The 13,930-nt window shown below is 42.4% G+C and carries 15 protein-coding genes and 1 pseudogene; 8 read left to right on the forward strand and 8 right to left on the reverse strand.

Features of this window, described 5'->3' with window-relative positions:
• Positions 1-19: 19 nt before the first annotated feature.
• The 4 genes from rplI to rpsF all read right to left on the reverse strand — a co-directional run bounded on the left by rplI (position 20) and on the right by rpsF (position 2,254).
• Positions 20-475, reverse strand: a complete 456-nt coding sequence (rplI, locus tag L3J70_11000; protein MCF6236878.1) for a 50S ribosomal protein L9 — start codon at positions 473-475, stop codon at positions 20-22.
• Between the two features lie 83 nt (positions 476-558).
• Positions 559-1,473, reverse strand: coding sequence for a DUF2232 domain-containing protein (locus tag L3J70_11005; protein ID MCF6236879.1), 915 nt, complete (start codon positions 1,471-1,473; stop codon positions 559-561).
• Between the two features lie 64 nt (positions 1,474-1,537).
• The gene (rpsR, locus tag L3J70_11010) at positions 1,538-1,768 is read right to left on the reverse strand and encodes a 30S ribosomal protein S18 (GenBank protein ID MCF6236880.1); all 231 of its coding nucleotides are present in this window, start codon (positions 1,766-1,768) and stop codon (positions 1,538-1,540) included.
• A 39-nt stretch (positions 1,769-1,807) separates the two neighbouring features.
• Complete coding sequence (gene rpsF / locus L3J70_11015) at positions 1,808-2,254, reverse strand: 30S ribosomal protein S6 (protein ID MCF6236881.1); 447 nt, start codon at positions 2,252-2,254, stop codon at positions 1,808-1,810.
• Positions 2,255-2,485: 231 nt separating this feature from the next.
• On the opposite strand from rpsF, the gene L3J70_11020 reads away from it, so the two are divergent.
• The 7 genes from L3J70_11020 to L3J70_11050 all read left to right on the forward strand — a co-directional run bounded on the left by L3J70_11020 (position 2,486) and on the right by L3J70_11050 (position 10,420).
• Positions 2,486-3,925, forward strand: coding sequence for an FMN-binding glutamate synthase family protein (locus L3J70_11020; protein ID MCF6236882.1), 1,440 nt, complete (start codon positions 2,486-2,488; stop codon positions 3,923-3,925).
• 68 nt (positions 3,926-3,993) lie between these two features.
• Positions 3,994-6,564: an ATP-dependent chaperone ClpB gene (clpB, locus tag L3J70_11025; protein ID MCF6236883.1), complete on the forward strand. Its 2,571-nt coding sequence runs from the start codon at positions 3,994-3,996 to the stop codon at positions 6,562-6,564.
• Positions 6,565-6,918: 354 nt separating this feature from the next.
• Positions 6,919-7,377: a hypothetical protein gene (locus L3J70_11030; GenBank protein MCF6236884.1), complete on the forward strand. Its 459-nt coding sequence runs from the start codon at positions 6,919-6,921 to the stop codon at positions 7,375-7,377.
• Positions 7,378-7,843: 466 nt separating this feature from the next.
• Positions 7,844-8,233, forward strand: a complete 390-nt coding sequence (locus tag L3J70_11035; protein MCF6236885.1) for a hypothetical protein — start codon at positions 7,844-7,846, stop codon at positions 8,231-8,233.
• A 372-nt stretch (positions 8,234-8,605) separates the two neighbouring features.
• A complete protein-coding gene (locus L3J70_11040; protein MCF6236886.1) occupies positions 8,606-9,619 on the forward strand; it encodes a hypothetical protein in 1,014 nt (337 codons plus the stop codon).
• Between the two features lie 118 nt (positions 9,620-9,737).
• Positions 9,738-9,989: a ribbon-helix-helix domain-containing protein gene (locus L3J70_11045; protein MCF6236887.1), complete on the forward strand. Its 252-nt coding sequence runs from the start codon at positions 9,738-9,740 to the stop codon at positions 9,987-9,989.
• Entirely contained in the window at positions 9,986-10,420 is a 435-nt protein-coding gene (locus L3J70_11050; protein ID MCF6236888.1) for a type II toxin-antitoxin system VapC family toxin, read from the forward strand. The genes L3J70_11045 and L3J70_11050 overlap by 4 nt, the downstream gene beginning before the upstream one ends.
• Positions 10,421-10,464: 44 nt before the next feature.
• Here the strand turns inward: L3J70_11050 and L3J70_11055 are convergent, their stop codons facing one another.
• The gene (locus tag L3J70_11055; protein ID MCF6236889.1) at positions 10,465-11,115 is read right to left on the reverse strand and encodes a Crp/Fnr family transcriptional regulator; all 651 of its coding nucleotides are present in this window, start codon (positions 11,113-11,115) and stop codon (positions 10,465-10,467) included.
• Between the two features lie 129 nt (positions 11,116-11,244).
• Between L3J70_11055 and L3J70_11060 the strand changes: the two genes are divergently transcribed.
• Entirely contained in the window at positions 11,245-12,945 is a 1,701-nt protein-coding gene (locus L3J70_11060; protein MCF6236890.1) for a ShlB/FhaC/HecB family hemolysin secretion/activation protein, read from the forward strand.
• A 54-nt stretch (positions 12,946-12,999) separates the two neighbouring features.
• Here L3J70_11060 and L3J70_11065 read toward each other — a convergent pair.
• From L3J70_11065 to L3J70_11075, 3 genes and pseudogenes are all read right to left on the reverse strand, one after another.
• Positions 13,000-13,238 (reverse strand): annotated as a pseudogene (locus tag L3J70_11065) (ribbon-helix-helix protein, CopG family).
• Positions 13,239-13,488: 250 nt separating this feature from the next.
• The gene (locus L3J70_11070) at positions 13,489-13,740 is read right to left on the reverse strand and encodes a BrnA antitoxin family protein (protein MCF6236891.1); all 252 of its coding nucleotides are present in this window, start codon (positions 13,738-13,740) and stop codon (positions 13,489-13,491) included.
• A gap of 84 nt (positions 13,741-13,824) precedes the next feature.
• The coding region (locus L3J70_11075) for an IS1 family transposase (GenBank protein MCF6236892.1) at positions 13,825-13,930 on the reverse strand (106 nt) is incomplete at its 5' end.

Genomic DNA, 13,930 nt, shown 5'->3' on the forward strand with positions numbered 1-13,930 from the left:
GGAACGGTCGGGAAGTAACTTACTCTTCATCAGAAATAATTCTGACTTTAATGACTTTATTCAAATCTGCAGCAAGATGAATTGAAACATCAAACTCGCCCAATTCATGCAAAGGCCCTTCTGGCAAACGCACTTCACTTTTTTCAACTGAGATGCCCGCCTGAGTCAAAGCTTCAGCAATATCGTTTGCACCAACAGAGCCAAATAATTTACTACCCACCCCCGCTTTAGCAGCAATAGTCACAATTTCCAGCTCTTTTAATGCATTAGAACGCACATCAGCCTTATCACTCGCTTCTTTAGCTGCCGCTTCCAGCGATGCACGACGCTCTTCAAAAACGGCCATATTTGCAGCCGTTCCTGGCAATGCTTTACCTTGAGGAATCAGGAAATTTCTGGCATAGCCAGGTTTCACAGAAACGCAATCACCTAAATCACCTAGTTTTTGTACTTTTTCCAGCAAAATTACTTCCATTTTGCAACACCTCGTATCAAATATTTATCAAAATAAAAGTAACTATTCAGCTCACCCCTGAACAGTTACATGCTCATTTCCCATTATGCTTTGATTTTTGAGCGTAAATCGAGCTGGCTATCCAGCAACCCTGCAACTGATAACGTAAAGATCAATTGCGGAAAAATCAGCAGCATTATATATACCGCCGCTAGCCAACCACCACTCAGACCTTTAGCTGCAACCACACCATGCAGTAAACTCAAGCCATGAATCATGAACAGTGTCATCACAACAATAATCAAATCCTGCGTCATTGAACCCGCGCCATCATCAATAAAAATGGCAATACCTATCAACGCTACAGCACCGTACGCGATACGTTTATCTAAACGCATTGCATGAAATTCACGTCGAAAACCACCTTCATTAAACAGCAATGACTGCCACCAACGCCCTATAAATAGTGCAATCATCGTACTAATAACCAAAGCGCTTCCGATCACACCCGTCATCGAACGCGCCAATATATCAAACGTTTGTGCGACCTGACCCGATTTGAGTGGCACCCCTGACTGCTCCAGCAAAGGCCTTAAACCCGAATCAAGGATGTCACGCCACCAACCATAGACATCGCCTACCGCAATATGCATTGCAATCACAACAACGCCACCAATGACACCAGCAACACTGAGTGCGACCGGCAATGAAACACTCCATCGCAATACAATTGATAACAGCCACACAGGTAACCATAAAACTGAAAATAGCACGCCTGCAACCACCAACGCACTCATTCCACTTTGCGGCATAACGCCTGCAATAACGACAAAGGCAGCTGTAGAAAAAAGGATAATCAAACCCCCTTCTCTGGCACCGTGCCGCAATGTAACTAACGCAACTGCTGCTGAGCTAATGCAACTCAGTAACGGCAAAATGAATGACAAAACTGCAGCCGTCACTACAACTAATGTTGCTGACCAGCGCCCCTTTAATATGTAATTTGCAAGCGCACGCATTTTCGCAGGTTATTTAATTCTTAATTTAAAAAATCTGCTAACACCTAGACTTTTACGTCAAGAGTTAACCTTTATGTGCATCACAATAAGGCAGCAATGCAATAAAGCGAGCTCGACGAACTGCTTTCGCCAATTGTCGCTGATAACGGGCTTTAGTTCCGGTAATGCGACTTGGAACAATCTTGCCAGTTTCTGAAACTGAAGGTTTTAAAAGATTAATATCTTTATAATCAATTTCAGTAATACCGTCTTGTGTAAAACGGCAAAACCTTCTACGACGAAAAAAACGTGCCATATCTCTTCCCCTAAATATTTAACTTAATGAATGTTTATTTTACGACTCTGATTCGCTTGTAGCTTTTGAACTTGAATCTGATTCAGGGGTTTCTTCTGAAACCTTAGTCTCTTTATCAGGAGCTGCCACAGGCCTTTGCGGACGAAACGGCCGCTCATTGCGCTCTTCATTCGCTTTAAGCATCGCTGAAGGTTCAGTAATCGCTTTTTTGCAATTGATGATCAAATTACGAATCACTGCATCATTAAATCGAAATGCACTGTTGATTTCGTCTAAAGCCTCTTGATCACACTCAATATTCATCAACACATAATGTGCTTTATGAAGCTTATTGATTGGGTAAGCAAGTTGACGACGACCCCAGTCTTCCAAACGGTGAATACTTCCACCACGGGTTTCGACACTCGAACGATAACGTTCAATCATAGAAGGTACTTGTTCACTCTGATCAGGATGGACCAGAAACACGATTTCATAATGTCTCACACTAACTCCCTTCGGTTATATAAGCTTCCCACTGCAAATAAATCAGTGATAAAGCAAGGAGAACAACTAAAAATACCCGTGAAAAATGCACGGACGCGGCATTCTAGTTGAGCCAACACAATTATGCAATTTATTAAGCACCCCATTTAACCGATAAATAAATTAAACTACAAAACAATCAAAATAACCAGGCAGGTGAAAACTTTGGGCATTCAAACAATTATCACAATTATGGGGTGGCTCGCTGGCATTGTGATGCTTGTGTTATTTATTATGTTTGTTCAAGATGTTTTTCAAAAGAAGCATGCTGTTCGGCGCAACTATCCTGTGATTGGACGTTTACGTTATTTTCTGGAGCGACAAGGCGAATACTTCCGACAATATTTTTTCGCTAATGATCGTGAAGAGATGCCATTCAATCGTGCCACACGCAATTGGGTTTACCGTACATCCAAAGGGCTCGGTGGCCTGATCGGCTTTGGCTCAACGAACGACCAGCGAGAGCCAGGATCCATTATTTTTGTAAACTCACTTTACCCTAAACTCGAAAAAGAGTGCCTTCCCTCCCCACCTCTTGTGATTGGTGAGCAGTGTGACACACCTTTTACAGCTCAACATATCGCCAATATCTCAGGTATGAGTTATGGCGCACTCTCGGCTCCAGCCATCAGAGCATTATCAAAAGGGGCTGCAAAATCAAAGGTCTGGCTCAATACAGGTGAAGGAGGGCTCTCTAATCACCACCAAGAAGGTGATTGCGATCTTATTTTTCAGGTGGGTACGGCAAAATATGGTGTCAGCGATGAAAATGGATTGCTTTGCGACCGTAAACTTAAAGAGGTCGCCCAACATGTACGTGCTTTTGAAATCAAACTATCACAAGGTGCCAAACCCGGACGGGGTGGTGTCGTTCCAGCCACCAAAGTCACTGAAGAGGTCGCTGAAATTCGCGGTATTCCCGCAGGAAAAACATCCAGCAGCCCTAACCGTCATATAGATATTCAGTCGGCGAATGATCTGATTGACATGATTCAGCGCATTCGAGATATAACAGGGAAACCTGTCGGCTTTAAAACAGTAATCTCCTCTAAAATTTACCTGGAAGATTTTTTTGATGCCGTATTAAAAAAAGGGCGGGATTATGCACCCGACTTCATCACAGTCGATGGTGGAAATGGTGGTTCTGGAGCCGCCCCTCAAGTCCTGTTGGATCACGTAGGATTACCGCTTGATGAATCATTACCTATTCTGGTAGACACACTGATTGAATCAGACCTGCGTGATCAAGTCCGTATTATTGCTTCAGGTAAACTTATTACTTCAGCCAAGGTCGCATGGGCACTTTGCATGGGTGCTGACTTCACTGTCTCTGCCCGAGGTTTCATGTTCTCTCTCGGTTGCATTCAAGCCATGCAATGCCACCAAGATACCTGCCCCACCGGAATAACCACGCACAACAAACGATTGCAAAAAGGATTGGTTGTTGCAGATAAAGCCACCCGCGCAGCCAACTATGCACACTGGCTCAACCATGAAGTGGACGTATTGGCACACTCTTGCGGGCTGACGAATGCTCGCGAATTCCGCCGCCACCATGCCCGCATTGTCAAATCAGCCGGACTAAGCGTACCGCTAGACCAGCTTTACCCATACCCTACTTCATCTGATTGAAATTCCACCTCTCGCCCCCATATATTAATTATCAACATCAAAATATATGGGGAAATATCTTAATGAGAATGGATAAACTAACCAGTAAATTTCAACAAGCTCTGGCTGACGCACAAAGCTTGGCTGTCGGCAAAGATCATCAATTCATTGAACCCATCCATTTAATGATCGCTCTGCTTGATCAGCAAGGCGGCAGCACACGCCACTTAATCGGCAAAGCTGAAGTGGATGTCAACGGGTTACGCTCTGAGTTAGGCCATGCACTGGATCGCCTACCCACCGTTGAAGGAGCAGAGGGTGACGTACAAGTATCCAATAGTTTAGGGCGACTTTTAAATGTCACCGACAAACTATCCCAGCAACACAAAGACCAATATATTTCCAGTGAAATGTTTGTTCTCGCCGCTGTGGATGACAAAGACACACTCGGCACGCTATTGCGCAAGGCCGGCGGCACTAAATCAATACTCAAAAAATCAATTGAAGAGCTACGCAATGGAGAAAAAGTGACAGACCCCAATGCAGAAGAGCAACGTCAGGCACTGGAAAAATATACAATTGACCTCACCGAACGTGCCGAACAAGGTAAATTAGACCCCGTCATTGGACGTGACGATGAAATTCGTCGCACCATTCAAGTGCTGCAACGTCGCACGAAAAACAACCCCGTACTCATTGGTGAACCTGGCGTGGGTAAAACGGCCATTGCCGAAGGGTTAGCGCAACGTATCGTGAATAGTGAAGTGCCTGAAGGGATGAAAAACAAGCGCTTGCTGTCACTTGATTTAGGAGCATTAATTGCCGGTGCAAAATTCAGAGGTGAATTTGAAGAGCGTTTAAAAGCCGTTTTAAATGACCTTGCCAAACAAGAAGGCCAAATCATTCTATTTATTGACGAACTGCATACAATGGTCGGAGCTGGTAAAGCGGAAGGCGCTATGGATGCAGGTAACATGCTCAAACCCGCCTTGGCTCGTGGTGAACTGCACTGTGTTGGAGCCACCACATTAGATGAATACCGCAAATATATTGAAAAAGATGCTGCACTGGAACGTCGTTTCCAAAAAATACTGGTTGAAGAACCTTCTGTTGAAGACACTATTGCTATTTTGCGCGGGCTTAAAGAAAAATATGAAGTGCATCATGGTGTTGATATTACAGACCCCGCCATTGTCGCTGCGGCAACACTCTCAAACCGTTACATCACTGATCGTCAAATGCCCGATAAAGCCATTGATCTGATTGATGAAGCTGCCAGCCGCATTCGCATGGAAATTGACTCCAAACCCGAAGAGATGGATCGACTGGAACGTCGTTTGATTCAACTTAAAATCGAACGTGAAGCCCTCGCCAAAGAGAGCGATGAAGCCTCTCAGAAACGACTGGCCATCTTACAAACAGAAATTAATGAAATCGAACGTGAATTTTCTGATCTGGAAGAGATATGGAAAGCCGAAAAAGCAGCGCTTCAAGGTACGCAACAGATTAAAGAAAAACTTGATCATGCGCGTATTGAACTGGAAACAGCCAACCGTGCTGGCGATTTAACACGCATGTCAGAACTTCAGTACGGCCTCATCCCAGAGCTTGAAAAACAGCTCGATATGGCGGGCCAGGCTGAAATGATGGACATGACGCTGCTGCGCAATAAAGTCACGGAAGAAGAGATTGCTGAAGTCATCTCAAAATGGACAGGAATTCCTGTCACCAAAATGCTGGAAGGTGAACGTGAAAAGTTGCTGCAAATGGAAAGCATTATTCAACACCGATTGATTGGCCAGACTGAAGCACTTACAGCAGTGTCAAACGCCATTCGTCGTTCCCGTGCAGGGCTTTCTGATCCAGACAAGCCCAATGGCTCATTCCTCTTCCTCGGCCCTACCGGAGTCGGTAAAACAGAGCTGACCAAAGCACTGGCTGAGTTTTTGTTTGATACGGAAGATGCAATGATTCGCATTGATATGTCCGAATTTATGGAAAAACATTCGGTCGCAAGGCTTGTCGGCGCACCTCCCGGGTATGTTGGATATGAAGAGGGTGGCTATCTGACAGAAGCTGTACGCCGTAAACCCTACTCTGTCATTTTACTGGATGAAGTTGAAAAAGCGCACCCTGATGTTTTTAATATTTTACTACAAGTATTAGATGATGGCCGCCTTACAGATGGCCACGGCCGTACCGTCGATTTTAGAAACACCGTCATTATCATGACTTCAAACCTGGGCTCTGAAATCATTCAGGAAATGGCAGGCGAAGAAAATTACGATAAGATGAAAGATGCTGTGATGGAAATTGTAAGCCAGCATTTCAGACCTGAATTCATCAATCGTATTGATGACATGGTGGTATTTCACCCACTGGCAAGGGAGCAAATTCGGGCGATTGCAGTAATCCATACCAACGCTATCAGCCAACGTTTGCATGAACGTGACATCACACTCAAACTCACAGAAGAAGTGCTTGATCTGCTAGGTGAAAGTGGTTACGACCCTATTTATGGTGCACGACCACTCAAACGCACGATTCAGCAGATGATTGAAAACCCGTTGGCACAAGAAATTTTATCAGGAAATTTTTTGCCTGGGGACTCAGTTGAAGCTGTTATTGAAGGTGAAAAAATCACTTTCATCAAAAAGTAACTTGAAGACAGAAAAGGCTGCATGCAAGCGACGCATGAAGCCTTTTTTCACTCCATAAATAGAAACTAAAATAGTGTCCCCCAACAGTAGCACTCCCCCTCTCATTCCGCTTTAACATTAGAAACATGACAAAGTATTTGAGAAATTTCATGCTTTTATCATAGCACTTTAACTTTCATCTTAGCTGATTGAAATTCATTGCTTAACGCAAGGTTAAATTAGACAACAGTAAGGTAATAATTCACAAATAACATGTGCATTACTCCATATAAAACTGACCAATAGAAAGACTATCATGTTCCTGTGAAAAATAGATTTTCACATTATATTTTTAATATCAATGAGGGAAAAACAATGAAAAAAGTAATAAAAAATACTTTAAAATCCACCTTAGTCGTCGCAGCAATGATATCTGGCATTTCTACCGCCTCAGCTGCGGTTCCCAATGAAGGTAATAACAAATTATCCATTTCATCTTTTACTTCAAAGGCAAAGGTTCCTGATCTTGGAGTAGCGCACCTCTCAGCCGTTGTAAGTGCTAGCGGCAAGCTAGTGCGAGGAAGCGGCGTAAAAAGCTCAGTTCCAGACCAGGCTTTTGTTGGAGGTTACATCGTCACTTTTAACCGGAATGTCCGAAATTGTACTTACGTTGTCTCACTCGGTAATACTGGGAGTGTAGGTGTTCCTCAACCGGGTGTAATAAGTGCAACCGGAGCTAATATAAACCCTAATGGTGTGTATATTCATGCCAATAATACTGATGGAATTCCCGCAGATCGTCCATTCCACCTGAATGTTTTTTGCCACAAATAATCACAGGTGAATAACACATCCTCGCTCAGTTTTTGGGCGAGGGTTTGTCGGTGTATTGTTCACATAGAAAAACACGGACAAAAATAGACTGTGCCAACCCCAAAGTTGAGCTTTAATTATTTCTCAACTAGAAATACACTTTCCAGATAGGTTAAAACTTGAATTACACAGTTAGGTTGATGAATCATACGCTGTAGAATAACCTGCTTTCCATCCTGTTTTACTGATGTCAACAACACCTGACATTCTAGTAAGCTTTATACGTATCCTCTTACTCTCATTGTGATTTTTCACGTTTTATCAGTATCCAAAATCACAGCCAGTTGTGATTGTATTTGGCACAATTGTTTTTCAAGGCAACTAATTAATAAACGGATAAATTTTCCCTCTCTTTTTAGATGCCTTGCACTAAAGCCTGAAAATAACAGGTTAATAATTAATCGTTAAATACATAGAGGATAGAAAAATGGCTTCAATTAGCAGTATAAAACTAGAGTTACTCAATCACAACCATCAAACTAAAACAGCAAAGGTGAAAGTGTCTTACAAAGTATATCTAACCTGCGTAGAGCGCAATATGAAATGCTTACGCTTTCGGGAGGAAATACAGCTTTGGGGTGATGACGCAAATCCAAATCCTGATGATTATCTCTATACTTTCCCCACCTCATCTTTTCTCGTTGAACAAAATGGTGTTGTTAATCGGTCAAGAACTGTAACTATTAGTGATGATATTCTGGATGAGGATGATTACATTTTCAATCGCACTGATGAAGTGTATGCCAAGGTAAGTGTTAAACCACTTCTTCCATCTACATCTCGTCGTAATAGTAATGTTATTAAACATAAGTTCTAAATAACGGCTTGAGACCATCCATTCTGCGTAAAATTTATGCGGACGGATGGTCTTTTCTCGTTCCCACGCGGGAGCATGGGAACCAGAACGAGCACTGGTAATTTCTATGCAGGTTTTAATGGGTAGCCACATTTCAAGACGTGAATGATCGTCGGGATTAGCGGGTAAAAAGTCATCCAGTCAATACTATATCTCTTGCTTAGGGTGTTGGTGAATTTTCACAATCATCTGGTAACAATTATCACTTAAAAAAATTCCGTTAACCAGCAACAATAGTCTGGCAGTACATTGCTGCATCCACCTAACGGTGAACAAATAAATTAAGAAGACATAATCATGAATCAGCAAAAACAACATGAAAGGAAACTCAAAATGAAAAAGCACGGAATCATCACTACATTATTATCATTAACGTTATTCGCATCAATCAGCACGGCTAGTGCAATAACAATTACTGCGACTGCAACAGGCGATCAATTCCCTGCTATGCAAACAGGACCAGGCAGCATCGTCAATGGCGACTTCTTTATCACGGATAATTATATAAATTCTAATGAAGAAGGCAGAAAAATTGGCGATGGTAATAATGAAATAACTCATTGGGAGCTTGATTTTAGAAACAACTTTGGCAGTAGTAAAGAAATGCGAAAATTTCTGAAAGCCAAGAAAACACTCTGTTCTGCCACGCTGTCTTTAACAATGCACCCCGGAACACACAATGGCATGAGAGGCGATGTGATAGGAATTGTTGGTTTAAAACCTATTGGAAAGGGTTTGCCCTTCCGCAAAAATTGGTCTGATACCAGCTTGACACAAGATATACAGTTTGACCTTCTTGATCGTTATTCAGCAGAGGATATTAACAATAGCTTAAAAAGCTTTCCTCTAGGAGCGGTTTATATGCGCTACTACGATGATGCGCTTATAAGCAATGCTTCGCTAAAACTTAACTATAGTGATAGCTGTCCAGCGATCTCAGGACTAGATAATGATAATTTACTAGGTGATGTATCAGATCTATTTGGTGGTCGAGAGACTTGTGATCTCTTCCCTAATGCCCCCGAATGTAAGACGATTGATGATTTGTTTGGTGAATCCACAGTGATTGATGTAGATTGGTGTGAAATCTACCCTCATGCTCCCGGATGTATTAATTTATGTGATCTTAACCCTAGAGCACCTGGGTGTTTCTGTGATCCAAGGTTTTGTGACCCAATTGATGATTTAGTGAATCCAGTGATTGATCCACGTCCCTGGGATGATTTGATTATTCCCGGTGATGAATTCGTTCCTGGCGATCAGTTCATTCCCGGTGACACGTTCATTCCCGGTGACACGTTCATTCCCGGTGACGCGTTCATTCCAGGAAATGCATACGGATTTTGAAAACAGCAAAATCCAGAACCACAAAGGCTTGGGACGATCCCCAAGCCTTTTTTATAAATTGTAGAGTTGTGCCTGACCAAACTTGACGACCATAATGATGGCATGGTAATTTGCCATCATGATAAAAACTCAAGTTCAATTACCTGATGAGCTTTATAAAGAAGCAAAACGTATTGCACGCGAGCGTGAGCTCTCTTTGGCAGAAGTCATGCGACGAGGTATTGAGTATATGGCGCATGTTTACCCACCACTGCATTCCAAGCAGAAATGGTCTCCTCCAACTCCCCAGCATCTTGGTAATTTTTTAACTTCATCTGATGAGTGGCGTGAATTAGCAAATACGCCAACACATCAAACTAAGAATAAATGATTTCTTTAGATACTAATATTTTCCTGTATGCACAAAATCTGGATTGTCGTGAACATCTGGCAGCATACAACTTTGTGCTGGAATGTGGTGATCGAGATGACGTTGTTTTATGCGAATTGGTTCTTGTAGAGCTCTATGTGCTGCTTCGTAATCCATCTATATTTAAAAAGCCACTCTCCTCAACCCAGGCCGTGGAAATATGCAACATCTACCGACAAAACCCTAAATGGCGAATTATTGAAAACGCTCCAGTAATGGAATCAGTATGGGAAAAAGCGAGCAGTCCCTCTTTTCCAAGAAGAAAAATATTCGATGTCCGTTTGGCTTTGACCCTAAAACATCACGGAGTAACTGAATTAGCAACCGCAAACATTAAAGATTTTAAAAACCTCGGATTACACCGTGTATGGAACCCTGTTCTTGAAGAGTAACTATACCCCAATAACGTAATCAGCTAATACAAAACTGTATCATTTTAACTTGGCATATTGCGTGGCAAATTTTTAATAATAGATATCTGTTTTTTTTGTACTGAAATATATCCATCATCTTGCAGCTTTTTCATTAACCGGCTAACCATTTCACGACTAGAACCCACCAAATTTGCAATCTCCTGATGAGTCAGACGCTGTGAAATCACCTGCACTCCATCTTGCTCGACTGACATTTTAGTAAGCTTTGTACGTATCCGCTGGTAAACAGTTTTTAACGCACAATCTGATAACTCTTCAGTCAAATTACGAATCCGTTGGCTCATCGCCCGAATGAGTTTGACCGCAATTTCGGGTCTATCATGCAGACACTCTTCAAAGCTAGCTTTGGAAACATAGGTTAATCTGGAGTCTTCAATGGTTTCAACTGTTGCTGAACGTGGTGCTTCGTCAACAAGAGCCAACTCACCAAAATATTCCCCTGCCCCTTCGTAGCGCAGAATGATTTCGGCACCATATTCATCACTGATATACACCTTCACTCGCCCCTGCTGAACGATGTATAAACAATCACTTTCATCACCTTTATTCATGATGATGCTGTTCTTGCGATAGCTGTGTGTTTTTCCGTAACTTGCTATGAAAGAGATATCTTCCGATGAAATCTCTGAAAAAAGTGGGTTACTTTCAGCCATACCTTCCTTCCTCAACATAGTGTGGTTATTCAAGAAATAACATTAAAACCTTGAATTACCCTATAATGCAAGTTCATTTGAAATCCTAAGGAAGGGAGTCAATAAAAAACAGCTATGTGATTATAATAAATGAAGATTTTTTCCAACAATTTTATTCAACTGTGTTTGAATATCGGGCTATTAACTAGTGGCTTAATTGTCAGCTCGACTGTGATCGCGCAATCTGATTTTAACTTTGTTCCAGAAAAACCGGGTGGTGATTTACCCCCTTTACCTGAGTATCAAATAGCCCCCAAACCTCAAGCAAATATTGCTCTGCCGCCAACCCCCAAAGATTCCAACCAATCCCTTGCTACGCAAGAAAGTGTCACCGCCAAACAAATTCGTTTAATTGGTAATACCGTGTTTTCAGACCAGCAATTGAGACATATCACTGGCTATTATGAAGGACGTAAAATCACCACTGATGAATTGCAAGAGCTGCGCCGCAGACTGACGCTTTATTATATTGATCAAGGCTATATAAATTCTGGAGCCATTATTAATGATCAAGATATTTTGAATGGAGTAATAGAAATAAGCATCATTGAAGGCACTCTGAATGAAACCAAAATCAGCGGCAACAAACGTTTACGCAAAAGCTATGTTCAGAGCCGTTTAACTCTACCCGACAACAAACCCTTACACCTTCCAGAGCTGCAGGAAAAAATACAACTGCTGCATCAGGATCGTTTAATCAACCGCATCAATGCACACTTAAAGCCTGGAATAGAACGCGGTGAAAGTATCCTTGAAGTCATTGTTGATGAACGCCGCCCTTATGAATTTGGATTTTCATTTAATAATCGGCGTTCGCCCAGTGTAGGTGAGTTACGCGGTGAACTATGGGCTTCGCATCTGAATATTTCAGGTTATGGCGATGCGATCACATTGCAATATGGAATGACCGAAGGTTTAGACGATATCGGCCTGAATTATACCCTGCCCCTGAATCGACAGGATACACGCCTCGGCCTGTCTGGGAGCCGTAGTGATTCATTGATTATCGAAGAACCTTTTGATGCAATCAATATTAAAAGCAAAACAGAAAATTGGGGCATCAGCCTGTCCCATCCATTCTGGCGTACGTTAAAAGGCCACTTTACCAGCTCGCTTGCATTAGATCGGCGCAATAGTAAAACCGTTTTTTTGGAAGACGAACAACCTTATCCCTCTGTCGGTTCGGAGGATGGTGAAACCACCGTGACGGTGCTGCGTCTGAATCAAGAGTGGGTCAGCCGAAAGAGTAATCGAGTTTTGGCGATACGCTCCAAAGTGAGTTTTGGACTGAATGCACTCGGCGCAACGGTTAATGAAAGTAACATTCCCGATGGAAAGTTCACTGCATGGCTGGGGCAGCTTCAGTGGGTGCAACGCATCTCGAAGCATAATACTCAACTGGTAGTACGCAGTGATTTTCAATTTACCAAAGATTCACTGCTACCACTGGAGCAGTTCGGAATCGGAGGAGCATCAAGTGTGCGGGGTTATCGGGAAAACCTTATGGTCAGGGATAAAGGCTGGATCGGCTCTGTGGAACTGCGCATCCCCGTTGCAAATCAAAAACTACAGATCGCTGCTTTTTACGATATTGGCTGGGGTGAAAATGTTTTAAAACCCAGACAGGAGTTAAAGGATATCTCCAGCATAGGGCTTGGATTACGCTGGAATCCGAATCAATATTTGCACAGCCAGTTATATTGGGGACATGCGTTAAAAAATATTGATGTAGGTAAAGAAGATAGCCTACAAGATTCAGGATTTCATTTTAGGTTTGATGTGAGTTTTTGATATGTAAGTGTCGTTATTTGTATTGTATCCCGCTTCTTTCTGGCGGCGTCCAGATCAGACGTGGCACTTAGGTCGCTCCGCGTCCTCGCCTGTTTCAAGCTTAGCCAACCAAACGTCCGCCTCTTCGAGCGTCAGGTGCAGCCCGTTTTCCTGGTACGTTTCCCAGGCACGTAGGCATCCTGCTTGAAGGTCTCTCGCTTTTCTTCACGCTCAACGTAATCGCGTATCGCTTTTCGCATAATCCAGTGCGCTGTTCGAGATCGTGCAATAGCCAAATTTTGGACGCGGTTCACAAACTAAATAGTCGCCCCAAGAAGTGTTTGGGGTATAAAACTCCCTATGAAGTTTTTGAAGAACTCACCGGCATCAGCGAAAATGATTTAATCGGTTATGCACTTATGACTTGAATTCAGGCTCTATTATTACCAGATAGTACCTTTAAATAATATAACACAAAATCAGCCTTTCGCCAGCAGCAGAAAAGAAAACTAGAGTTTACTTGCTCCTGCACTTATGGCTTGAATTCAGGGCTAACTTGTGTCGTTAACCTGCTTTAAGTAATTCTTCACGAATGACTTTACGCAACGTCTCTTCAAGCTCTCGATCATGTGCTTTGATATGCTCTTGCAAAGCATCGTTAATCAATGTTTGATAGTTTCCACCGCCAGTTTCATGCACTAAATACTTAAAGTGCTTAATAACATTAGCATCAAGCCGAATAGTAATTCGCTGTTTTGTTGGATCAGCTTTTATCACAGCACCACGTTTACCTTTAGAAAAATCTTCACTCATAATTTAAGCCTCGGAAATGATGCGAATGCTATTTGAAATACTTCGGGAATGTACGACATATAGTACGTTGGTAGTGGCTCAAAGTTGTTAATCGTCATAAATGTCTAACCCGAATTCAACGTGATTGATAAATAATCCAATAACAGTATCATGCATTTTTTCCAGCTTTGAAAAACAAATGGTTCTTCGTGTC

This window comes from Gammaproteobacteria bacterium (genome assembly GCA_021648145.1).
Classification (GTDB): Bacteria; Pseudomonadota; Gammaproteobacteria; order JAADGQ01; family JAADGQ01; genus S141-38.